This is a genomic window from Allomuricauda sp. MMSF_3307, from assembly GCF_030733585.1.
Taxonomy (GTDB): Bacteria; Bacteroidota; Bacteroidia; order Flavobacteriales; family Flavobacteriaceae; genus Flagellimonas.
The window spans coordinates 282711-304119 of the sequence record NZ_JASHIQ010000001.1; the positions used below are offsets into that span (position 1 = coordinate 282711).

General features: G+C 44.0%; 23 protein-coding genes and 1 riboswitch. Of the genes, 8 read left to right on the forward strand and 15 right to left on the reverse strand.

The window, feature by feature from the left end; all coding sequences use genetic code 11:
• Positions 1-30 precede the first annotated feature (30 nt).
• The 4 genes from RBB12_RS01195 to RBB12_RS01210 are packed head-to-tail and all read right to left on the reverse strand — an operon-like array spanning position 31 to position 5136.
• Entirely contained in the window at positions 31-1449 is a 1419-nt protein-coding gene (locus RBB12_RS01195; RefSeq protein WP_179382981.1) for a TolC family protein, read from the reverse strand.
• The gene (locus RBB12_RS01200; RefSeq protein ID WP_306012471.1) at positions 1433-2785 is read right to left on the reverse strand and encodes an HlyD family secretion protein; all 1353 of its coding nucleotides are present in this window, start codon (positions 2783-2785) and stop codon (positions 1433-1435) included. Before RBB12_RS01200 ends, RBB12_RS01195 begins: the two co-directional genes overlap by 17 nt.
• A gap of 11 nt (positions 2786-2796) precedes the next feature.
• Complete coding sequence (locus RBB12_RS01205; RefSeq protein WP_179382983.1) at positions 2797-4458, reverse strand: peptidase domain-containing ABC transporter; 1662 nt, start codon at positions 4456-4458, stop codon at positions 2797-2799.
• The gene (locus RBB12_RS01210) at positions 4459-5136 is read right to left on the reverse strand and encodes a TetR/AcrR family transcriptional regulator (protein WP_306012472.1); all 678 of its coding nucleotides are present in this window, start codon (positions 5134-5136) and stop codon (positions 4459-4461) included.
• A gap of 120 nt (positions 5137-5256) precedes the next feature.
• Here RBB12_RS01210 and RBB12_RS01215 point away from each other — a divergent pair, with 120 nt between their 5' ends.
• Genes RBB12_RS01215 through RBB12_RS01225 form a run of 3 tightly spaced genes read left to right on the forward strand, consistent with a single transcriptional unit; the run spans position 5257 to position 7061 of the window.
• Positions 5257-5820 (forward strand): DNA-3-methyladenine glycosylase I, encoded by a 564-nt coding sequence (locus RBB12_RS01215; RefSeq protein ID WP_179382985.1) that lies wholly within the window; start codon positions 5257-5259, stop codon positions 5818-5820.
• Between the two features lie 16 nt (positions 5821-5836).
• Positions 5837-6391, forward strand: coding sequence for a hypothetical protein (locus RBB12_RS01220; protein WP_306012473.1), 555 nt, complete (start codon positions 5837-5839; stop codon positions 6389-6391).
• The gene (locus tag RBB12_RS01225; protein WP_306012474.1) at positions 6378-7061 is read left to right on the forward strand and encodes a DUF2490 domain-containing protein; all 684 of its coding nucleotides are present in this window, start codon (positions 6378-6380) and stop codon (positions 7059-7061) included. Before RBB12_RS01220 ends, RBB12_RS01225 begins: the two co-directional genes overlap by 14 nt.
• Here the strand turns inward: RBB12_RS01225 and aat are convergent.
• Together aat and RBB12_RS01235 are read right to left on the reverse strand one after the other, a co-directional pair.
• Positions 7032-7706, reverse strand: coding sequence for a leucyl/phenylalanyl-tRNA--protein transferase (gene aat, locus RBB12_RS01230; RefSeq protein WP_306012475.1), 675 nt, complete (start codon positions 7704-7706; stop codon positions 7032-7034). The two genes, RBB12_RS01225 and aat, sit on opposite strands and share 30 nt — an antisense overlap.
• A 90-nt stretch (positions 7707-7796) precedes the next feature.
• Positions 7797-8177: a DUF3127 domain-containing protein gene (locus RBB12_RS01235; RefSeq protein WP_306012476.1), complete on the reverse strand. Its 381-nt coding sequence runs from the start codon at positions 8175-8177 to the stop codon at positions 7797-7799.
• 122 nt (positions 8178-8299) lie between these two features.
• Between RBB12_RS01235 and RBB12_RS01240 the strand changes: the two genes are divergently transcribed.
• A complete protein-coding gene (locus RBB12_RS01240) occupies positions 8300-9451 on the forward strand; it encodes a sensor histidine kinase (protein ID WP_293280658.1) in 1152 nt (383 codons plus the stop codon).
• Positions 9452-9454: 3 nt separating this feature from the next.
• Positions 9455-9799, forward strand: coding sequence for a hypothetical protein (locus RBB12_RS01245; RefSeq protein ID WP_293280660.1), 345 nt, complete (start codon positions 9455-9457; stop codon positions 9797-9799).
• On the opposite strand, the gene RBB12_RS01250 is transcribed toward RBB12_RS01245, so the two are convergent.
• Together RBB12_RS01250 and greA are read right to left on the reverse strand one after the other, a co-directional pair.
• A complete protein-coding gene (locus RBB12_RS01250; RefSeq protein ID WP_306012477.1) occupies positions 9796-10185 on the reverse strand; it encodes an HIT family protein in 390 nt (129 codons plus the stop codon). The genes RBB12_RS01245 and RBB12_RS01250 overlap by 4 nt on opposite strands.
• 69 nt (positions 10186-10254) lie before the next feature.
• Positions 10255-10731, reverse strand: a complete 477-nt coding sequence (gene greA / locus RBB12_RS01255) for a transcription elongation factor GreA (RefSeq protein WP_179382993.1) — start codon at positions 10729-10731, stop codon at positions 10255-10257.
• 186 nt (positions 10732-10917) lie between these two features.
• On the opposite strand from greA, the gene RBB12_RS01260 reads away from it, so the two are divergent.
• Positions 10918-11355 carry a hypothetical protein gene (locus RBB12_RS01260; protein WP_293280665.1) on the forward strand — a complete coding sequence of 146 codons (438 nt, stop codon included), beginning with the start codon at positions 10918-10920 and terminating at the stop codon, positions 11353-11355.
• Positions 11356-11423: 68 nt separating this feature from the next.
• On the opposite strand, the gene RBB12_RS01265 is transcribed toward RBB12_RS01260, so the two are convergent.
• The 6 genes from RBB12_RS01265 to RBB12_RS01290 form a co-directional block, all read right to left on the reverse strand.
• Complete coding sequence (locus RBB12_RS01265) at positions 11424-13673, reverse strand: TonB-dependent receptor (protein WP_306012478.1); 2250 nt, start codon at positions 13671-13673, stop codon at positions 11424-11426.
• Positions 13674-13757: 84 nt separating this feature from the next.
• Positions 13758-13851: riboswitch (TPP riboswitch) on the reverse strand.
• A 512-nt stretch (positions 13852-14363) separates the two neighbouring features.
• Positions 14364-15902, reverse strand: coding sequence for a DUF4301 family protein (locus RBB12_RS01270; protein WP_306012479.1), 1539 nt, complete (start codon positions 15900-15902; stop codon positions 14364-14366).
• The gene (locus RBB12_RS01275; RefSeq protein ID WP_293280668.1) at positions 15883-16464 is read right to left on the reverse strand and encodes an ATP-binding protein; all 582 of its coding nucleotides are present in this window, start codon (positions 16462-16464) and stop codon (positions 15883-15885) included. Before RBB12_RS01275 ends, RBB12_RS01270 begins: the two co-directional genes overlap by 20 nt.
• Complete coding sequence (gene pnuC / locus RBB12_RS01280; RefSeq protein ID WP_179382998.1) at positions 16419-17060, reverse strand: nicotinamide riboside transporter PnuC; 642 nt, start codon at positions 17058-17060, stop codon at positions 16419-16421. The genes RBB12_RS01275 and pnuC overlap by 46 nt, the downstream gene beginning before the upstream one ends.
• Positions 17044-17304 (reverse strand): YkoF family thiamine/hydroxymethylpyrimidine-binding protein, encoded by a 261-nt coding sequence (locus RBB12_RS01285; protein ID WP_179382999.1) that lies wholly within the window; start codon positions 17302-17304, stop codon positions 17044-17046. The genes pnuC and RBB12_RS01285 overlap by 17 nt, the downstream gene beginning before the upstream one ends.
• A 36-nt stretch (positions 17305-17340) precedes the next feature.
• On the reverse strand, positions 17341-17982 hold the full coding sequence (locus tag RBB12_RS01290; protein WP_306012480.1) for a 4'-phosphopantetheinyl transferase family protein: 642 nt from the start codon (positions 17980-17982) through the stop codon (positions 17341-17343).
• A gap of 74 nt (positions 17983-18056) precedes the next feature.
• Between RBB12_RS01290 and ahcY the strand changes: the two genes are divergently transcribed.
• Positions 18057-19373: an adenosylhomocysteinase gene (gene ahcY / locus RBB12_RS01295; RefSeq protein WP_306012481.1), complete on the forward strand. Its 1317-nt coding sequence runs from the start codon at positions 18057-18059 to the stop codon at positions 19371-19373.
• Between the two features lie 68 nt (positions 19374-19441).
• Here ahcY and RBB12_RS01300 read toward each other — a convergent pair whose 3' ends face one another.
• Positions 19442-20020: a DUF3332 domain-containing protein gene (locus RBB12_RS01300; RefSeq protein WP_293286683.1), complete on the reverse strand. Its 579-nt coding sequence runs from the start codon at positions 20018-20020 to the stop codon at positions 19442-19444.
• A gap of 152 nt (positions 20021-20172) precedes the next feature.
• Here RBB12_RS01300 and RBB12_RS01305 point away from each other — a divergent pair, with 152 nt between their 5' ends.
• Positions 20173-21285 (forward strand): D-TA family PLP-dependent enzyme, encoded by a 1113-nt coding sequence (locus RBB12_RS01305; RefSeq protein WP_306012482.1) that lies wholly within the window; start codon positions 20173-20175, stop codon positions 21283-21285.
• The last annotated feature ends 124 nt before the right edge of the window (positions 21286-21409 follow it).

Consider the following 21409-nt stretch of genomic DNA (forward strand, 5'->3'; position numbering starts at 1 on the left):
TTATCATTGGTTGTTTTTGAAACGGATTCCTTACAGTGCCTCCGGGTTGATGGCCAAGCTCTTGAACAGCATCGCTTTGGTGTAAAAGAACTTGTTCTGCATCTCGTTCTGTTTCAGATAGGCATCAATGAGTTTGCTTTCCCGTGAGTTGATCAAAAAGAGGGAACTTTCCCCAAAACTGAACTTTCGTTCCTCCGCCTGAAGCAAAGTGCCGTAATCCCTCACGATATTGGCGATCAATGTATTTTGGGTAATGTAGGAGTCCAACTCACGATAAATGGCGATTACCTTATTCTGAATTTCAACTTGGGCATTATCGCGATCAAATTCCGCATCCCTCAGTTTAAATTTGGCCAATTTTAAATCTCCCCTCTCTTTTCGTAAAAATAAGGGTACGCTGAAGGTGAAACCTCCCTTGAAGTTTTCAGTGACCAAGGAATTGATCAATTCAGGGGTTTCGGTAATAAAATTGTATTCCACATCCAGTTTGGGCAGCAGTTTATTGGCTTTTAGGCGGCGGTCCACCACAAGTCCATCGATTTTGAAATCGAGGGAACGTATTTTGGGATGGTTCTCCAAGGTAAAGCTGTCCAAAGGTTTGCCCAAAATCTCCAAAGTGGTATCAATTTCGCCTTCCACGTCCAAATTGGGCACAATATTTTCCTGTAACTCAACAGGGACATCCTCTATCCATAGAAAATTCGATAGCTCCAATGATCGTTTCATCAACTTCACATTGGCTTGCTCCAGGCTCAACGCCCTATTTTCGACAGCGATTTTTGCTTCAACGGTGTCGATGATGGAAATATCACCTGCAAGGGCACTGCTCTTAACGCCCTGAAACCTGACCTCTGCGTTTTCCAAGAAATCCTCAAAAACCTGTGCATCACGGTAGGCCCGTAACCAATCGAAATAGGCAAGGGCGGCATCATACAGCACTTGGTTCACCAATAAATCCTGATCTGCCTTGGACTGCTCCCTAAAGAATTTGGCTTTCCTGAGGGTGGCCATGCGCTCATTGATCCAAAATCCCTGCAAAACGGACATGGATACCCCGGCGCTGTACAGACCATCATCGGGAACAGTTGCTTCATCACTCAAAAAACTGCCTTCATTCTGTTCCAAGTTCCCCTTAAGTTCTATTCCGAACCAAGTAGGTATTTTGAAGGTTGCATTTAACTTGTCCCAGTATTCTGTTCCCTTGAACTCTTTCCGATTGTAATCCACCTCGACTTTGGGATCAAAACCTCCCCTGGCCTTCATAAGATTGGCCTGACCAATGGCGATGGTCAGCTGGGCCTGCTTGGCCACGGGGTGGTATTTTTTTACATAGCCCAAATACTCCTTAAACCCTAGGACCATTAATGAATCCTGTTGGGCATGAGAAAAGCTTATATAAAAGAAAAAGAGGGTACAGTATAAAAGTAAACTTCTATTTCTTTGCAGCATTTGCACTTTTGTTTTCGGGTTGATAATAATTGGGCGGGAAGCCGTTCAACTGTCTCCATAATTCAAACCAGATGGGGACATCCTCCAATAGGGCAATGGTATTGGCACCCGACCCTACTCTAAGGTCTTTGGGCCAGGGATGGTCCTCCGGGTCTGGAGCCAACAAAACCCTATATTTCCCATTATCGCTAATAAAGGTCTCAATCGCTACGACTACCCCACCGTAGGTTCCGTAGGACACATTGGGCCATCCGCTGAAAATAATCACGGGCCAACCATCAAACTGGATCCGTACTTTTTCCCCAAGGTGTATCAAAGGCAAATCAATCGGCTCCACAAAGGTTTCTACCGCCATATCATATTTTGCCGGCATAATGCCTACCAATCGGTCTCCTTCCTTAAAGGTTTCACCTATACCGCCTTGAATGGCCCTGTTTATGAATCCACTTTGCGGCGCCCGAATGTAGTACAAGTCATTCCGAATGGAATAGTTGGTAAATTCGTTCTCCAGCTTGGTCACTTGGGCCTCCGAGTCGAACTGATTGGATTGGGCGGTGAACTTCTCACTTCGTGCTTTGGATATTTTGTCCGCATACTCCGCTTCTACCCTGGTAATTTCCACTTGAGCGTTCAACACCTCGTTTTTACTGGCCAATAGTTTGTTTTCCTGCGAAATCAATTTAGCCTGTGTCTCTTGTAGCTTAAGGCGTTTCTCCTCCACATCGGTCACTGCCTTAAGTCCCTCAGATTCCAATTGAGTGGTTCGATCAAACTGCCTTTGGGCAATCATAATGTTTGTTTTGGCAGCTTCAAAATCGATGCTATCGCTCTCCACTTTTAAATTGGCCTGTAACAATTTGTTCCTCGCTTGTTCCAATTTCAAGGCCCTTTCGGTGGTCAAAGCCGCTATTTGGGCATCAAGGGCCTTTACCTTTTCTTGATAAGAGGTTACGGACATTTCTTTGGCCCTGATCTGCTGTCCTGTCCGTTCCACCAAATTGGGGTCGAAATACTCATTCTTGATTTCAGAAATATGCAAAATCGTATCGCCCTTCTCCACAAAATCCCCTTCGCGAACAAACCATTTCTCAATCCGACCCGGTATTGGGGATTGAATGGTCTGTGGACGTTGGTCTGGCGTTAAGGTGGTCAAAAAACCTTTGCCTGACACGTTTTGGGTCCAAGGCAGGAATAAAATGATTACAAGAATAACGGTGAACACCACAAGGAACCGATTGAAATGCTTGTAATGTCTTCGGTGGGATACCCTTTGGACTGCCCTGAAGTGGGAAAGGTCTACCTTTCTATTTAAAACTGATTTAGAAATATTCAACATGGCGTTTCGCGTTATTGCTTAATTGTTCCATTTTCAATGGTCAGGATACGACCACATTTGTTTACCCATTTTTTGTCATCGCTTACCACGACCAGACTCCATGGCTGGGCCGGGTCGGTTAAAAAGTCCATGATACGCGTAGTCTCATCTTCGTCAAACTGATCTAACGGATCACGTAGCACCAAGAGTTTAGGTCTTTTTACCAAGCTTCTTGCAAGCACGATCTTTTTGGCCACGGTATATGAAATTTGCTTTCCTTCGGGAAAAATAACCGTATCAATACCATCTTCCATATCCTTGACCACTTTGCTGAGTCCCGTAACATCCAGCACCCAAAGTATGTCTTCCTTCGTAATTTCAGGGTTACCGAATGTGATATTTTCCTTAAGAGTGCCCTCAAAGGGGGTCTCCAATTTTAAGGATTGTCCGATTTTGGACCTAAAGTGGTTCAAATTTTCGGATTTCAAGCGTACACCGTTTACATAGATGCTTCCCCTAGTGGGTTCAATAAGTCCAGAAATAAGGTGCAATAAGGTGGATTTTCCGGATCCATTGGCCCCTGTGATCAATATCCGATCTTTTTTCTCAATACTCATCGAAAGTCCGCTGAGTATATTGATATCGGTTTTTGGAACATTGTAGACAATATTCTCCAAGTCCATTTTAAAATCTTCTTGTTCAAAAAGTTCCAAATCCTTCTGATCCGTTTCTACTTCTTTGTCCACCACTTGGCCCAACTTTTCCAATGCAGTAAGCACGTCGTAAAAGGATTCCAATCCAACAATAAGTTTTTCCACCGAACTGATCACCAATAAAATGATGATCTCTGCGGCGACAAACTGCCCAATGTTCATCTCTTGGTTCAGTACCAAGAGCCCTCCTATGATCAGCAAGCCAGCGGTGACCAAGATTTTAAATCCGATCATCTGGATAAACTGCAGTACCAAAATGCGGAAGTGGCTTTCCCGTGCCTCTAAATAGCCACTTACCAAATAGTCGTTCTTTTGGAGTGCATGGCTGGTTTTACCGGAAAGCTTGAAACTGACAATGCTTCTGGCCACTTCCTGGATCCAATGGGCGACCTTATATTTTTGTTTGGATTCCGCAAGGCTTGTCTCCAGACCCCTTGATATGGTATACTTAAAAACCACATATATCAATCCCAAAAGCAACACACCATAAACAATAAAGAAAGGGTGATACAAGGACAATAAAAGCAGTCCAAAAACAATCTGTAGAAGTGCCGTTGGAAAATCAATCAAAAGTTTGGATACCCCTTTTTGAATGTTGAGCGTATCAAAAAAGCGGTTGGCCAATTCCGGGGGATAGTAATTCCGAAGCTCGGACATCTTTATTTTGGGGAATCGATACGTAAATTCAAACGAACTCCGCGTAAATATTTTTTGCTGGATATTTTCAATGATGCGTATTTGCATCAACTGTAAGACACCCGAAAAGGCAACCCCCAAGGTGACCAAGATTACAAGTATAATCCATGAGGTACTTACCTGTGCGCCTTGAATCAGGTTGATAATAGCCTGAATACCCAATGGAAGTGATAGACCCACCAAACCTGAAAAAATAGCATAGTAAAAGACCTGAAGTACATCTTTTCTGTCCAATTTTAACAAGTTGACGAGTCGCTGCCAAGAAGTAAGTATTTGTTTTGCCATCTATTTTTTATTTAAAGTACGGAAAATGAGGTCTGTAAAAAACTCGGTTGGTGAAATGGTGCTGTTGCAATTGGTAAGCGTGGGGAAATGCTCCTTTAAAAAATACTGGTGGAGCGACCCTTCCATGACGTTACTTGCCAAACTTATGGGATAGGGGTACTTTTGGTCCACGGCAGAGATCATATCGCTCAAGCGATTGACCAATCGTTTACAAACGATAAAAAAACTATCCTTATCCTCTTGATTGACCTCCTTCACCAAATAGGATTTTGAGTACTCGTTGATGATTATCCGGTTCAACACTACTTCGTTCACATGCGAAATGGTACTGTCCTCCTCCACATTCTGGGTCAAAACCTCCACGGCTTTCTCCAGCTTTTTGACGGGATCATCTATACCATTGGTGGCAAATACCATGCGATACTCTACCCAGCCCCAGTACCAAGTGGCCAAATACAGCAAAAGTTTGTGTTTGTTCTCAAAATATCGGTAAATGGAGCTTTCGTTGGAGTTGATCTTTACGCCCAATTTCTTGAACGTAAAACTATCAAAGCCAAGTTCATCGATCATCAGGATACTGTGTTCAATAATATTCTTTCCCAAAGTGGAGGACTCGGGGTCTTTAATGTAAAGTTTTTCGTTAACCCCGATCTTCAGGGACTGCATCAATACATCCATCGCACATCACTTTTAAAATTTTGCCTCGCAAATATAAAAGTATTACTATCGATTGGTAATACTTTAACTTTCAATTAACGCTTCGATTTTTCCCTTACTTTTGATAAAAATTCTAGCACTATGGACAAACATCGGTGTGGTTGGTGCCTTGGCGACCCCTTGTACGAAGCTTATCACGATACGGAATGGGGCGTTCCCGTGCGGGATGATGATACACTCTTTGAATTTTTGATATTGGAGACCTTTCAAGCCGGATTGAGCTGGATTACCGTATTGCGCAAACGAGAAAATTTTAGAAAAGCCTTCGACCGTTTCAATTACCGAAAAATTGCTGCCTACGACCAAAAAAAGGTCGATTCCCTGCTACAGGATCCCGGCATCATCAGAAATAAATTAAAAGTGAACGCTACCATATCCAACGCCAAAGCTTTTATGGAAATCCAAAAAGAATTTGGTAGCTTCAATACCTACATTTGGGATTTTGTGGATGGTGAGCCCATCAAAAACCAATGGAAAAATTACAAGGATGCCCCTGCGACCACAGCTGTTTCCGATGCCATTAGCAAAGATTTAAAGAAAAGAGGCTTCAAGTTTGTTGGTAGTACCGTAATTTACGCCCACATGCAGGCCACCGGTATGGTCAACGACCACGAAGTAAACTGTTTTAGATACCATGAAGTTTAATCCCATACTCCTTTTTATGCTTGTGTTAGTGCAATTTGGTGTTGCACAGAACAAGTACGAACGTGAATCAAGGATAGATGAGGAAGAATTCCCCAAAGCTTCCTACCTATTGATACAAGATTACTTGGACGATGCCAAACGCATCCGTTTTTATAAAGAAACGGACAGCATCAAAAAAAGCTACGAAGCCAAGTTTAAAAAAGGAAGGCTTCACTACAGCGTGGAATTTGATGAAAATGGAAAATTGGAGGATGTCGAGTTTATCATAAAGGAGCAGGATGTTCCCAACGAGACTTGGGGCACCATTCTGTTCTATCTTGATGAAAACCATGCCAAATATCGAATCAAAAAAATCCAACAGCAATACCCTGTGCTGGATGGGCAATCCGAGAAAAAGCTCCTGCACAATGCCTTCCAAAACCTGATTTTGCCCGAGGTGAACTATGAACTGATTTTTTCCGCCAAAAAGGACAAGGAATTTCAAGAGTACGAAGCGCTGTTTGATGCAGAGGGCCAATTGATACAAATCCGCAAATCGTTCCCACCAAGTTATGACCATGTACTTTACTAGGTGGTTTTTTGGGCTTCTGCTATTGTCGTCTTTGGCCAGCGTTCGGGCCCAAGAAAACCTTACAGCCTATTGGCAGCCACAAGTGGCCGTCAATTACAAGGTTTCCGGGTCCTATTCGCACAATTTTTCCTTGGCCAACCGAAATTACATTTTTGACGATGAAGTGGCGACCTTGCGGGTGAGGCAATTGGACCTTGCGCATTTTTCCAACCTAAAGATTCAGGGGAACCAAAGTGTGGCCCTTGGCATCCAATACCGTTTCCGAAATACCTTTGAGGATAGGGAAAACGAACTGCGGCTCACCCAACAATACAACATTACCCACAAACCTCTCGCTATCCGCTACGGGCACCGGTTTAGGGCAGAGCAGCGCATTACCAACTCCTTGACCATACATCGGTTCCGATATCGCTTTGCAGTGGATTTTCCTTTACAGGGCGAAAAATTGGACCCTGGGGAACCTTACTTTGTGGGCAGCCTGGAAAGCCTATTGAGCGTGGCGAAGCAAAACGTCCCTGAGTACGATACCCGACTATCGGGACAGATAGGCTGGGAACTTAACGGTGGGCTTAAGTTCCAGATGGGCGTAGAATATCGGATAGAGGATTTTACGGCCAGTCAACCCCAAAATGTGCTTTTTTTATTGACGAGTGCGCAATTCTCCCTGTAAAATTTTTACGAATTCGGCTCGTGGGACCAATTCTGCGCCCAAACTCTCCAAATGGGGGGTGTACACCTGACAATCGATGGCCAAGTATCCGTTCTTATCCAGTTCCCGGGCCATTTGGATGAACGCAAATTTGGACGCATTGGGCCGCAAACTGAACATGCTTTCCCCGCAAAATACGTGTCCAAGGTCAACCCCGTAGAGTCCGCCCACCAGTTCACCGTCCTCCCAGACTTCATAAGAACGTGTATGGCCTTTTTGGTGCAGATTCATATAGGCCGTTTTCATTTCGGGGGTAATCCAGGTTCCGTCCTGACCCTTTCGTAGGACCTTGGCGCAATGGTCCATTACCTTTTCAAAACAAGTATTTTGTGTCAAGTTAAATTGGCCGTCACGAATCACTTTTCGCATGCTTTTGGATACTTTCACCTTCTTAGGAAAAAGAACCATACGGGGGTCGGGGGCCCACCATAAAATCAAGGAATCATCATTGAACCAAGGAAAAATTCCATTTTTATAGGCCAACAACAACCGTTCTGGGGAGAGGTCTCCACCTACCGCTAGCAGGCCATCCTCACTGGCCCGATCTACCGGGGGAAACTCCAACCTTTTGTTCAAAAAGTATAGGGGCGTGTTTTCCACGTGCATTTTTTTCTAAAAATACAAATCGGGCCAAAAACAAGAAAATCTGGACGGTAGGGTCCAGATTTTGAGTATAATTAGTATTAAACGTGTCGATTAAAAAGGCAAATCGTCGTAATCTTCATCGTTATAATCGTCCGCAGGCTCAAAGGCCTCCATGGGAGGAACAGGTGGCATATTGTCGGAACCTGACTGTTCGGGCTGAAGGTTTTCGATGCGCCAACCTTGGATGGAGTTGAAATACTTGGTTTCGCCCTGTGGGTTTACCCATTCCCTGCCCCTTAGGTTGATGCTGATCTTTACCATTTGTCCAACACTGTAATTATTCAGTAAATCGCATTTATCCTGCACAAACTCCACCAAAATATGTTGTGGATATTGTTCCTCGGTGGTAACGACCACTTCTCTTTTTCGGAAACCGTTGTTACCGTAGGTCTTGGTTTCGTCTATCATTTTGATTCTTCCCTGAACTTCCATGCAATGTTAATTTTTGTTGAAAACCCAAAAGTACATAAAATGAATTCCATAGGCATCCGTTATTTCAACGAACTATCAACATGTTTTCCATTTCCCTATCTTTAAAAACAATTTGACCATCCATGAACTTTAGCTCAAAACGGAAAACCTCCAACCTTATCCTCTTGATCTCGGCATTCGTTATTGTGAGCCTTATTTTATGGAACACCAACAGTTTTTTCAAAAAATTCAAGGAGGAAGAGCGGCTCAAAATGGAAATATGGGCCACGGCCCAATTGGAGCTAGTGCAATCTTCGGTGGACCAAGAGCTGGGAAACCTTACCCTAAAAGTTTTGGGAAACAACACCTCTACTCCCATGATTTTGGTGAACGAAGAGGGCTCCTATAAAACCCACAACATTCCGGAGGACAAAATCGGTGACAGTGTCTACATCCGAAAAAAAATCGCCCAATTCAGGAACGAGAACGAACCTATACAAATCATACAGGAAGATGAACTCTTGGAAACCCTGTATTATGGCAACTCCGAGGTGCTGAACAAGTTAAAATATTATCCACTGGCCCTACTATTGATCATTTTTCTATTTGGTGCGGTCATTTTCTTTTTCTTCCGGACCAACAAGGCTTCGGAACAGAACAAACTATGGGCGGGAATGGCCAAGGAAACCGCGCACCAGATCGGAACGCCCCTAACTTCTTTATTGGGCTGGAACGAACTGTTGAAATCTGAGGCCATCAACCCAGAGGTAACCCGTGAAATCGCAAAGGACATCAGCCGACTGGAAACCATTACCGAGCGCTTTTCCAAAATAGGTTCCGTGCCCGAACTGCGAAAACACGATATTGTTTCAGAAACCAAAAAGGCCTACGACTACCTCAAGCAGCGCAGTTCCAAATTGGTGCATTTTTCCTTCAGCTCCAATGTAGAGGAAGCCGCGGTGCTAATGAACCCTCCTTTGTACAATTGGAGTATAGAAAACTTGGTAAAAAACGGCATCGATGCCATGAAGGGAAAGGGCAATATCGCCATCCAAATTGAAAAAAAGGGCCAAAACATCAACATTCTGGTCTCCGATACCGGACACGGCATCCCAAAAAGCGATTTCCAGAACATTTTCAATCCTGGGGTCACTTCCAAGCAAAGAGGCTGGGGTTTAGGGCTTTCGTTGGTAAAAAGAATCGTGGAAGAGTACCATAAAGGAAAAATTAAAGTATTTTCGTCAAGCAAGGAAGGAACCATCATGCAAATTTCCCTGAAAGCACTAGAAAATTGAATTATGGCCGAGGAAAAACAACTTGTAATACAGGAAGCTGACATCACCAACAACTGTCCCGAGTGTTTTAATCAGGAACTCAAGATCACATTTTACCAAAAACATACGTATAATGCCTTGTACCATAGAACCACAGGAGTGGTAACCCACGAGATCAAGTGCAAAAAATGTAACTCTGTTATTTACCCCGTAAACTGGACCCCAGACATTGAAAGGGTTTTTAATTATTACAACAAGTTGGTAAAACCAGACCGGCCAGCGGTACGGTTCACCATGTTGTTCTTCATTATTTTAATCCTGATGCTGTGCTTAGCAGCGGCAGGTGTTTACTTTTATTTGGAAAGTTAAAGTTTGGACCGGATGGCTTCCGCCACGGCTTCAAATTCTTCTTCGCTAAGTTTCTCTTTGTGTTGAAAAGTGGCATTGGCCATGCTTTGAAGTGGAATCAAATGAACGTGCACATGGGGCACTTCCAAACCTATTACGGACATCCCCACCCGCTTACAGGGCACTGCTTTCTCCAAGGCCATCCCCACCTTTCGTGAAAAGGTCATCAATCGCATGTACGATTCCTCATCCAGGTCCATGATCTTATCCACCTCTTTTTTGGGAACGCACAAGGTATGTCCCTTGGCATTGGGGTTGATGTCCAGAAAAGCAAAATTGTACTCGTCCTCAGCTATTTTGTAACTTGGAATGTCTCCATTGATGATTTTTGTGAATATACTGGCCATTTTTGATTCGGTTTTAAAATAAAAAATCCCGTATTGCAACGGGATTAAATATAACCAATTAAGTTACGCTTACTCTCTTGTGATCTCCAAAATTTCAAACTTCAAGGTTCCGTTGGGTACTTTGATCTCGGCCACATCGCCCACCTTTTTGCCCAACAGCCCCTTTCCTATCGGAGAGGTTACGGAAATTTTCCCTTTCTTCAGGTCTGCTTCACTCTCCGCCACCAAGGTGTACTTCATTTCCATACCATTGTTCTGGTTCTTGAGCTTCACGGTAGATAGCACCAATATTTTAGAGGTATCCAATTGGGATTCATCGATTAAACGAGCGTTGGCCAAGGTTTCTTCCATCTTGGAAATTTTCATCTCCAACAATCCCTGTGCTTCTTTGGCCGCATCGTATTCCGCATTTTCGGATAGGTCTCCCTTGTCCCTTGCCTCTGCAATAGCTTGTGACGCTTTGGGGCGCTCCACATCCTTCAGGTAGTTTAGCTCGTCCCTCAATTTTTTCAGTCCTTCGGGCGTATAATATGAAACTTTGCTCATGACGTTTAGTTTTAATACAAAAAGACATCGAAGAAAATCGAAAAATTTCCCCAATGTACACTTCCTCTACAAATACAAAAAATCCTCAACGATTCCCATGACCTGCATGGTTTTTGCGAGGATTTAACGCAAATATAGGCAATTTTTGATCAACTTTGCGCCTGTAACCCTTTGAAATCAATTACCATGAAGCATCTCTGGGCCCTTGTTTTGCTTGTGCTTATGCTCTCCTGCAGTTCGGATACGACCAACCGCAATCCTTATTTGCAAGAGGTTCGGTTTCGGTTTGAAATCAACCTGAACCTACCGCTTTACAACGACTTGAACAACATTGGAAATCCCGTATATGTGGGCAACAATGGCGTGGGAACACGAGGAGCTTTTGTAATCAAGGCCAGCTTGAATACCTTCTATGCTTTTGAGGCCAGTTGCCCCAACCACACGCCCAATGAGTGTTCCACCATGACCATAGACGGACAGAATGTGGTCTGCGGCTGCGAAGGGTACACCTACAGCCTTTTTACGGGACAGCAATTGGACCGACCCAATGATGGCAACCGCTACTATGACCTGTTGTTTTACAATGCGGCCCAAAATGGCAACACCGTGGTCATTTCCAATTAATCTAACACTATGGTTAAAAAAGAGGTCCTGCACCTAACTTGCAGAACCTCTTGTCTTATAGTCTTACATTAAAAATTGATAGTCGCACCCACTAGGAAATTGATGCCTGCCTGCGGATAGTAACCCGCCCCTTCAACAGTGGTAACCGTTCCGGGATTGGAAAAATCATCATTAAAAGTGAAGAAATATCCGTTGGATACGATATCCGCGTCAAAAATATTGTTGACCAATCCAGAAAGCTCAATACTCTTCACAAACGAATTCATGTTGATGGTGTACTGGAGATTGAAATCGGTTTGGGTATAGCTATCCAAGACCGAATTCTCGGAATCGATATTGCCCATGTACTGTTTTCCCACAAATTTTGACAACAATGATACTTGAAGATTCGCATTGGGCTGATAGGAAAGGATATTCCCTGCAATCAAACGCGGTGAGTAGGCAATGCGGGTATTTTCCAAATTTTGAAGCTCCCCGTCACGTTCAAAAAAGAAATCGATATTGCGATTATCACTCAAGGCAATATTCGGCCTCCATTGAAAGGTTCTGGATAAGCGAACGTTGGCATCGATTTCCAGGCCCAACCTATAGCTGTCACCCACGTTGGACCGAAGCGGAGCACCAACATCGTTCAATTCACCCGTTAGCACCAACTGGTCTTTATAGCGCATGTAGTACACGTTGGTGTTCAACTGAAAACTTGGGGAAACATACCTCCACCCCAACTCAAAATCGTTCAGCTTTTCCGGCTTTGGACTTCCATTTTCATAATCGTTGCGGTTAGGCTCCCGGTTGGCCCTAGCATACGAAAAGTAAAAGTTGTTGTTTCGGTTGAGATCAAAAGTGATACCCGCTTTGGGATTGAAAAAATTGAACGTATCATCCACCAGTCCGGTATCCTCACCATTCGCCTGATAGGTAACACCTCGAAACTGCAGGTCGCCAAACAAGGACCATTTATCCGTTAATCTATAATTGGCCTTGGTGTAGATGTTGAAATCCGTTTTGGTGGAGTTGTCATCATAATACCTATCACGTATCTCGCTATTGCTGGCAAACTCGGCCCAAATAATCTCCCCAAAGTGGTCGCCCTTATATTCATTGTAACCGCCTCCCATGATAAGTTCCAAGTTTTCGTTGTTGTAAGTGGCCGAAAAAATGGTTCCATAAAAATCATTGTCCAACCATCGACGACGGATTAAATCTGTGGTTTCCACCAGTTCTCCGTTCACCGTAAGGGGCTCCAAACCATAAGTGGCAAAATCATCGTCCTCTCGGTATTGCTCAAAGAAGCCACGCCCTCGTGTATAATGGACGGCCAAATGGGTGTTCCAAGCAGCGTTCCAGGTTTCGTACCAATGCAACTGAAAATGGTCTTGTTTGTAATTATCCACTTCATTCTCATAATACTGGATATTGCCATCGTCATCCGTATACTCACCTGCTGAATTATACGTACGGTCGTTCACCAACTGATCTGCGGTAATTCCGTTCCATGCCTGATAGGTGATTTCATGCCCTCCAAAAAGCAATGCCTTCACCAAAGTATTGTCATCATTGTAAACTCCTTGTAAAAAATAGCCATCCAATTCGGAGGATGCCCTGTCCACATAGCCGTCCGAAGCAATTCTGGACAATCGGCCTGAAAACTCGACATGGTCGTTCATGAGCCCCGTACTGAATTTCACGTTGCTCCGTAAGGTGTTGAAGCTTCCTACGGAGGAAGAAATACGGGCATAGGCTTCTTCGGAAAAAGCATCGGTGAGCATATTCAAACTCGCGCCGAAGGCTCCCGCACCGTTGGTAGAGGTTCCCACACCGCGTTGCAGCTGCAAACTTTCGGTAGATGATGCAAAATCGGGCATGTTTACCCAAAATGTCCCTTGGGATTCGGCATCGTTGTAAGGAATACCGTTGATGGTTACGTTTACCCGCGTGGCATCGCTACCACGAACACGGATACTGGTATAACCTATCCCTGCACCGGCATCGGAAGTCGTGACCACGGCCGGCATAAAGTTCATGAGAATGGGAATGTCCTGGCCAAGGTTACGGGGAGCAATTTCCACCTTGTCCAGGTCGGAAAAGGTAATCGGAAACTCCTTAGTGGCCCGTACACCTTGAACGAGTACCTCATCGAGCACTACTTTTTCTCCCTCGAGGCTGTCAATGGGCTCCTCTTGGGCACTCATGGTGCCACTTAGGCCAATCAAAGCCAAGGCAATAGTGAACTTTTTGAAATGGTTCGGTTTGTTGTTCCGCGGTTGTTGCGAAGAGCCCGAAATAGCCCTTTTCTGAATAATTGAATAAAATTTCATTCGTAAAAATGTTACGAATAAAAGGGGTCATTATTCTGTGTTAGTAATTGATTTTTTGTTTCTTGAAGAAACATAGAAATTCCAAGATGCGGCTTGCGCATTCCCTTGGCGGCATTACCCGCCCAGGTTCATTGGGTATAATCTCAGCCTTTTGGTAAAAGCACCCCTTTGAGATGCCGCAAATGTAAGATGTTGGTTTTGGTTTTCAAAGAAAAGGTAGCAAAAAGAAAGGCTGCCGAAGCAGCCTTTCATACTTGCCAATAAATGGTCACAAGGAAAAAAGACCACGGTACAGATTGGCAGAGATGGATAATACATGGATAGTGTTTATATAGCATCATCCTGCTTCTTCATGTTTTCGTCCTTTTTTCTGTCTTTTAAATGTTTTATCAAAATATAGAGGGCCAAGCCCAAGGATAATAGATTTAAAAACAGTATTATTTTAAAAAACATAGCCTTTGTATTCTTTGATCCTCCTGTCAAAAGAAAGCCGTACGTATTGCACGGCCTTCTTACCAAATCAACCAACCTAGTTGAGACAACCCCTAAGGATTATCGTATTTAATCATGTCATCGAAAAGAATCCCGACTGTACTTTATAGGACACAACTTTTACCGGTGGGTCACTTTTGGTCAAAAAAAATCCGCTTTTTGTAAAAAAAAGCGGATCAATTATCTTGTTGAAAACCTTTAGGCTTGATGCGAAGGCTTTAAAAGATCATTTACGGTTTTGACGGGGTTAAAGGTCACCAAGGGCACCTCCACAAATATGGTGTTCCAGAAAGCCATGGCTCCGTTCCATAGTCCCGGTAGCTCAAGTGCTTTCAATTCTTTTCCTTCCTTGGTTTTTCCAGTGATGAAACCTTGTTTGGGATCCACATATTTCAACAGGTCGAATTTTTCGCCTTTGTGGTTCCTAACCCCACAGACCAAATCGACAGGGTTAAAGTGGGTCGAGTTTTTAAGAATGGCCACTTGCGCATCATCGTCCATATCTATTTGCGCCGATTCAATGATCTGAAGGGATACATTGCCGTCGGCATCCTTGATCCAAAAAGGTCCTCCACCGGGTTCGCCTTCATTTTTTACCATGCCACAGATTCGGATGGGACGATTAAGTTTGTTCTTGATTTCGGCCTTTTGCTCCTCCACGCCAAGGTCATCATAGTTGCTTGGCATGCGTACATTGAGGTCTTTCTCCAAGAAGGCCTTAATCTCGTCCGCCTTTTCAACGGAAACATCTCCCTCTTCCATTGACTTAGCGTAGGCAAACGCCTTATCCTGAACTTTTTTGAGGACCCCTGCCAACATTTTTTTGCTATTGGCCACTGCTTCCAAGTTCTTATCGATGACCACGTTGTCAATATTTTTGATGAAGATGATATCCGCATCCTGATCGTTAAGGTTTTCGATAAGTGCCCCATGGCCACCTGGCCGGAACAGAATGGAACCATCGTCGTTTTTAAAGGGCCGGTTGTCCATATCTACCGCAATGGTGTCTGTGGAAGGCTTTTGATTGGAATAGGAAATTTGAAAACGGGTATCCGTTTTCTTGGAAATCTTTGGGCTCACCGTGGCCTCTTCCCTGGCGAACATTTCATCGTGCTGCTCAGAAACGGTAAAGTGCAGGTTGGCAACACCCTTGGTCTTTGCGTACAGCGCCGCTTCCTTTAAATGTTCTTCAAATGGCGTGGCGGAACCTGTATCGTATTTATGGAACGGCAAGAGTCCTTTGGGGTAAAAACCGTAGTCGAGTCCGCTTTCCAACAACATTTCCTTCACAAAAAGATAGGCTTCCTCATCCTTGTTGGATGCTTTTCCTTTAATTCGTGACATGATTATCTCATAAAATGGAAAGTCCGAAAGATTATCGGTGAACTTTTGGGCATCGGTATCGCCAGTACGTTTTATGTATTCGGAAAGTTTTTCCTTGGAAGGGTCGTAGCTATCCAAAAAATTGAACATGGCCTTGAACATTCGGGATGCGGCTCCCGAGGCTGGCACAAATTTCAACAGCTCCAAAGCGCCCCTGTTATCCTCAAAATATTGAATGAGGTCCAGCCGCTCTTTTTCGGAGAAGCGCAATATGCCGTTGCCCACCACCGCGGCCTGCGATAAGTTTACAAAGGGAATGCCTTCTTTGAATGTTTCTATTTGGTTCGCTACTTTTTCTTTGGAAATTCCTTTGGAATCGAGTTGTTCCAAGTCTTTAGGACTTAATTCGATCATGTTTTTGGAGAAGTTTATCTATGTGTTTAACTGCTGTGGAAAGCCTTGATGCTTTATCCCCCCTTAAATTAATGAATTTCCTGTTATTTTTCTCCAATGCCTCCTTGAAATGTAGAAACATTCGTTCTCTTTCATCGGGCTTGTCCCGCAGGTCGTCCGCCACCCAAGGTGTATCGATGTAGGTCAAAAAATAGAGGTCGTAGCTGTTCTGCAGGGCGTATTTCTCGATAAGTGGGTCGCAGGTGCTATCGTAATAAGCCTCGGAATATACTTTGGTCTCCAAGAGGTCGGTATCGCAGATCAGTACTTTGTTGGCCTTTTGGGCCAATTCGTTTTCCAGCTGCATTTGCCCATAGGCAATGGGCAGCAAATCTTGGGGCTCGCAGGTCTTTTGTTCCCGATCCCATTTATCTTGAAGGTATTCCCGAGCGTATTCCGGCACCCACTCCGTATGGTAATGTTCGGCCAGTTGTTTGGAGAGTGTGGTCTTTCCAGTGGATTCAGGTCCAAAAAGGACTACTTTGATGAGGTTTGAAGGCTGTTGCCCAAGTTTTTCTTCCATGCTAGATATCCCTGTACAGCTAAAACGGTAAAAATGAGGTATTGCAAAGAGAACATTCCCCATCCCCGGTATGCATACAAAGGTACGGTTATTAAGTCACCCAAAATCCAAAGGGTCCAGTTTTCCAGTTTTTTGTTGGCCATGTACCACATAGCGGTAAAGAAAATACCCGATGTGAAGATATCCACATAGTTGGTAGGGCCAATTTCGGCGCCAAAGGCCCTGTAAACCCCATAGGTCACCAACATGGTCAGTAGAAAAAATCCGAACCCGATCCATTTCTCCTTGGTGTTCGTTCGGGTAATTTGCACCACTGGGTTTCTATCATCCTTTCTTCTGGCCCAGTTCCACCAACCGTAAATACTCATGATGGAATAGTAAAAATTCATCATCATATCGCCATACAAACTGTCCACCAAAAAAATGTAGGTCGTGATCACCGTGGCCACGAGTCCCGTAGGGTACACTAAAATATCTTCCCGTTTGGCATACACCACACTGGCAATACCGAAGAAGAAGGCCGTAGCCTCCAAAATGATCAGGGATAGCTCCCTACCTTGGTATGGGCCAAGGAAAAAATCAAAAATGGGGTTCATAGTCGCTACGGTCGGATTTTACCACTTTCATTGTAAGCACCACATGGTCCAAGTTCTCGAAGCTTTCCTTAATCTCGGAATTCAATAATTCCATCACCTTGTCATAATCGCCAAATACTTGAGTGCTCAACGGGTTTTCCAAAACCGTAAGTCCCGAAGCGCGCAGTTTTTTGATAAACTGAATGATGGGGGTTTCAAAATCGTCCTGCAACGGGGAAAGGGTAAGTTCAACAGATATGTTCATGGCCAATAGGTTTCGCGACAAAACTACAAAAAGGAATTATCCTCCCATCATTTTAAGTGCATAAACACAGGTGAAGCCCTCGAACTCCAGAAATTCGATTTCGTAGTTCGATTTTTTGCCCTTGTACATAATTTCCGCCACCGTTCGGGTGTCCTCGAAGGAGAAATCAATCACATTGATGTGCCTTAAAAAACTGAGCCCTTGTTGCGCATAAATCTTGTAAAGGGATTCCTTGGCACCCCAAACAATGGTCAGTTTTCGCATCAAGGCTTCCGAATTGGCCAAGGTCTTATATTCTTGGATAGGGGTAAATTTGTGGGCTATTTTAAGAATTTTGTCCCGCTGCATCTCAATATCGATGCCTACCTCATCGGTTTCGCTTACAATGATTCCCGTAAAATGGTGGGAATGGGTGATGGATATGTACTTTCCATCCTTTAAATGTGGTTTTCCAAAATCGTCATAATATAAATCGCTGTCCACATAACCCGCCTCGGCCAAAAGGTGGCGAATGCTCAAAAATGCCCTGCGGTGGGCTTCGGATTTCATGCCGTCCATACGATTTTGACAATGCGCCGTAAGCTCCACATCTTTAGCCAGTTCGGCTTCTGGCTCGGTCACTTTCCAAATGTAGACCTTGGTGGTGGGTGAAACTGTTATTGTTTTATAAATGGGCATGAGCAAAAGTTATGCGAATTCGTATCTTTGTGCCAAAATATAAGCGAAGCTACAAAAGTAAAATTAGATAAAGTATGAGCACAAAGACAATTCCATACGTACCTTATAAGGTAAAGGACATCTCTCTTGCGGATTGGGGAAGGAAAGAAATTGAGCTTGCCGAGGCCGAAATGCCAGGGCTAATGGCCCTGCGCGAAGAGTACGGTAGCGAACAACCGCTAAAAGGCGCCAGAATTGCCGGTTGTTTGCACATGACCATCCAAACGGCAGTTCTTATCGAGACCTTGGTGGCCCTTGGTGCCGAGGTAACTTGGAGCTCCTGTAATATTTTTTCCACCCAAGACCACGCTGCTGCCGCCATTGCTGCTGCAGGTATTCCAGTGTACGCTTGGAAAGGGATGAACGAGGAGGAATTTGACTGGTGCATTGAACAGACCCTGTTCTTTGGAGAGGACAGAAAGCCTTTGAACATGATCTTGGACGATGGTGGCGACCTTACCAATATGGTGCTGGACCAATATCCTGAATTGGCCGCCGGTATCAAAGGTCTTTCGGAAGAGACAACAACAGGAGTACACCGCTTGTACGAAAGAATGAAGAAAGGAACGTTACCGATGCCGGCCATCAACGTGAACGATTCCGTGACCAAATCCAAATTCGACAATAAGTATGGATGTCGCGAAAGTGCAGTGGATGCCATCCGAAGGGCTACCGACACCATGTTGGCAGGAAAACGTGTGGTAGTTGCTGGCTATGGTGATGTGGGCAAAGGTACCGCAGCATCTTTCCGTGGTGCCGGTGCAATCGTAACCGTTACCGAAATTGATCCCATCTGTGCGCTACAGGCCTGCATGGATGGTTTTGAAGTGAAAAAACTGGAGAGTGTAGTTCCTACTGCTGACATCGTCATCACAAGTACCGGAAACAAGGACATCATCCGCGAAGAGCATTTTAGGGCCATGAAAGACAAGGCCATTGTTTGCAACATTGGGCATTTTGACAATGAAATCGACATGGCATGGTTGAACGGCACCTACGGAGATACCAAAGATGAAATCAAACCACAGGTGGACAAATACACCATCGATGGAAAGGATGTCATCGTGCTGGCCGAAGGAAGATTGGTAAACTTAGGATGCGCCACGGGCCATCCAAGTTTTGTGATGAGCAACAGCTTTACCAACCAGACCTTGGCTCAAATTGAACTTTGGAAGCACAGTGACAAGTATGCCAATGAAGTTTATATGCTGCCCAAACATTTGGACGAAAAAGTGGCCAAATTGCATCTTGCACGCTTGGGCGCTGAACTGACCGAGTTGAACAAAGAGCAAGCTGATTATATCGGTGTACAGGTTGAAGGTCCATTCAAGCCAGAATATTATCGATATTAAGATGAAGTTGATATAAAACAAAAAACCCATGGCCAACACCATGGGTTTTTTATTGCAATGCTGTTTTATTAATCGGCCAATAAGGTCTCGCCATAATAGCAGGTCTTGCTTTCGTTTAGTAGAGCCAATCCTTCTTCCCTTGTGCTCATTGGGTCAATTTTTACCTTCTCCCCGTTTGGCATATACACAATGTAGAAACCTTCTTCAAAAGAGGATAGTTTGATGATTTCTCCATTCGGACGAATCGCATTCCAAGATTTCTCATCAGGCTTGTACACCAAATCAATTTTCTTTCCTTTTTTAGGCCCTTCTACAACGGTAACCTGAATCCTGTTTTTGGTGGCGATCATCTCAAAGGTATTGCCATCGTGCTCCACCATTTGAATTTCGGATTCCCCGTCCTTCATAGCTATTGGGTTGGAGCCGGACCAAAACTCTATCACATTGAATATTAAGGTATCCCCAAGAAAGAACAGTCCATACACGGGAACAATGTTCAATCCCCAAAAAATCAAGTTGTCCAAGAATTTGCTATTGGTCAACCCTTGGTTCCAGTCCTTAAGATTATTGAATGCCCTAAAAGACCCCAAACAGCTAGTGAATAGTATGGAACAGGCCAGTAATGAAGAAATAATTGCTTTTTTCATGATATAAATTTTATAGTTAATGGAACTTAAGGTACAAAAGATTTTGATGTAAGGTTTTATACTTTCTATAAAGTGTTTTCCTGAAAGCAAGGGAGGTGATGTCAAACATCGTGACGGGATTGTTACCTTTATGCATTCAAAAAGGCAAAGTAATGGACAATACGTGGTACCTTATTGAAAATATTGAAACGGTGGATTCCCCTTCCATAGTTTTGTACAAGGAGCACTTAGCATATAATATTGGAAAGATGGTCTCTTTGGTAGATGGTCAGACCGACAGGTTGATGCCCCATATCAAGACCAACAAAATGCCCAAGGTGATGCAGCTGATGTTGGAATCGGGGATTCAAAAGTTTAAGGCCTCTACCATTTCGGAAGCGGAGATTGCCGCCGAAGCCGGTGCCGCCACCGTGCTGATTGCCCATCAATTGGTTGGGCCCAAAGTAGACCGCCTGCTGAATATGATGCCGCAATACCCTGCTACCGAGTTTTCTACGCTGGTGGATAATGTGGACAGTGCGGAGTTACTGAATCAAAAAGCTGAGGAAAAGGGCCTAAAAGTCCAAGTTTATATCGACATCAATAACGGCATGAACCGTTCGGGGATTGAAGTTGGCCCTCGATTGGATGAATTGATTGCCTATTTAAAAATCTGTGAATCCCTAGTTTTGATTGGACTTCATGCCTACGATGGGCATTTACGGGACCCCGACTTTGCGTTGCGCAACCAACAGATAGAAAAGGGAGTACAGGATGTGGAAACCTATTTTGATGCGCTCCGACTGGATTATCCGAAAGCCCAGCTCATCTGTGGGGGAACGCCATCGTTTACGTCACATCTTCTTCAAGAAAAAAGAATCACCAGTCCCGGTACTTGTGTCCTTTGGGATTGGGGGTATGGCGAAAAATTAACGGAACAAGACTTCAAACATGCGGCCCTTTTGGCCACTCGAATCATTTCAAAACCAACAGAAGGCATTATCACCGTGGACCTTGGACATAAATCGGTTGCTGCGGAAAACCCAATCGATAAAAGGGTCAAATTTCTAAACCTTGACGGTTACAAACTTATTTCACAAAGTGAGGAACATGGGGTGATCAAAGTAAAACAATGGGACAAATATAAAGTTGGTGATGTCCTCTATGGCATTCCCTATCATATTTGCCCCACCATCAATCTTCATGACGAAGTTTCCGTCATCGAAAACGGAAAAAAAGTAGATACTTGGCAGATTACCGCCCGAAAACGAAAACTTACATTTTAGACCCGTAGTCCATTTTGTTCTTTTAACTTGAAAACCGTCAATTCGAGTGAAATTTTGAAAATTTTATATCCAGTATACGGTTTTCTAGGGAAAATCCCGTTCTCGATACTCGTTTTCTCCACTG

Excerpts from the sequence above, each read along its gene's own strand:
- RBB12_RS01200 (WP_306012471.1), bottom strand. The coding sequence starts at position 2,785 with ATGTTGAATATTTCTAAATCAGTTTTAAATAGAAAGGTAGACCTTTCC.
- RBB12_RS01260 (WP_293280665.1), top strand. The coding sequence starts at position 10,918 with ATGAAGCATCTCTGGGCCCTTGTTTTGCTTGTGCTTATGCTCTCCTGC.
- RBB12_RS01215 (WP_179382985.1), top strand. The coding sequence starts at position 5,257 with ATGGACAAACATCGGTGTGGTTGGTGCCTTGGCGACCCCTTGTACGAA.
- RBB12_RS01225 (WP_306012474.1), top strand. The coding sequence starts at position 6,378 with ATGTACTTTACTAGGTGGTTTTTTGGGCTTCTGCTATTGTCGTCTTTG.
- RBB12_RS01285 (WP_179382999.1), bottom strand. The coding sequence starts at position 17,304 with ATGAACATATCTGTTGAACTTACCCTTTCCCCGTTGCAGGACGATTTT.
- ahcY (WP_306012481.1), top strand. The coding sequence starts at position 18,057 with ATGAGCACAAAGACAATTCCATACGTACCTTATAAGGTAAAGGACATC.
- RBB12_RS01265 (WP_306012478.1), bottom strand. The coding sequence starts at position 13,673 with ATGAAATTTTATTCAATTATTCAGAAAAGGGCTATTTCGGGCTCTTCG.
- RBB12_RS01205 (WP_179382983.1), bottom strand. The coding sequence starts at position 4,458 with ATGGCAAAACAAATACTTACTTCTTGGCAGCGACTCGTCAACTTGTTA.
- aat (WP_306012475.1), bottom strand. The coding sequence starts at position 7,706 with ATGCACGTGGAAAACACGCCCCTATACTTTTTGAACAAAAGGTTGGAG.
- RBB12_RS01300 (WP_293286683.1), bottom strand. The coding sequence starts at position 20,020 with ATGAAAAAAGCAATTATTTCTTCATTACTGGCCTGTTCCATACTATTC.
- greA (WP_179382993.1), bottom strand. The coding sequence starts at position 10,731 with ATGAGCAAAGTTTCATATTATACGCCCGAAGGACTGAAAAAATTGAGG.
- RBB12_RS01305 (WP_306012482.1), top strand. The coding sequence starts at position 20,173 with ATGGACAATACGTGGTACCTTATTGAAAATATTGAAACGGTGGATTCC.
- RBB12_RS01270 (WP_306012479.1), bottom strand. The coding sequence starts at position 15,902 with ATGATCGAATTAAGTCCTAAAGACTTGGAACAACTCGATTCCAAAGGA.
- RBB12_RS01290 (WP_306012480.1), bottom strand. The coding sequence starts at position 17,982 with ATGCCCATTTATAAAACAATAACAGTTTCACCCACCACCAAGGTCTAC.
- RBB12_RS01235 (WP_306012476.1), bottom strand. The coding sequence starts at position 8,177 with ATGGAAGTTCAGGGAAGAATCAAAATGATAGACGAAACCAAGACCTAC.
- RBB12_RS01210 (WP_306012472.1), bottom strand. The coding sequence starts at position 5,136 with ATGGATGTATTGATGCAGTCCCTGAAGATCGGGGTTAACGAAAAACTT.
- RBB12_RS01275 (WP_293280668.1), bottom strand. The coding sequence starts at position 16,464 with ATGGAAGAAAAACTTGGGCAACAGCCTTCAAACCTCATCAAAGTAGTC.
- RBB12_RS01250 (WP_306012477.1), bottom strand. The coding sequence starts at position 10,185 with ATGGCCAGTATATTCACAAAAATCATCAATGGAGACATTCCAAGTTAC.
- RBB12_RS01195 (WP_179382981.1), bottom strand. The coding sequence starts at position 1,449 with ATGCTGCAAAGAAATAGAAGTTTACTTTTATACTGTACCCTCTTTTTC.
- RBB12_RS01220 (WP_306012473.1), top strand. The coding sequence starts at position 5,837 with ATGCTTGTGTTAGTGCAATTTGGTGTTGCACAGAACAAGTACGAACGT.
- pnuC (WP_179382998.1), bottom strand. The coding sequence starts at position 17,060 with ATGAACCCCATTTTTGATTTTTTCCTTGGCCCATACCAAGGTAGGGAG.
- RBB12_RS01245 (WP_293280660.1), top strand. The coding sequence starts at position 9,455 with ATGGCCGAGGAAAAACAACTTGTAATACAGGAAGCTGACATCACCAAC.
- RBB12_RS01240 (WP_293280658.1), top strand. The coding sequence starts at position 8,300 with ATGAACTTTAGCTCAAAACGGAAAACCTCCAACCTTATCCTCTTGATC.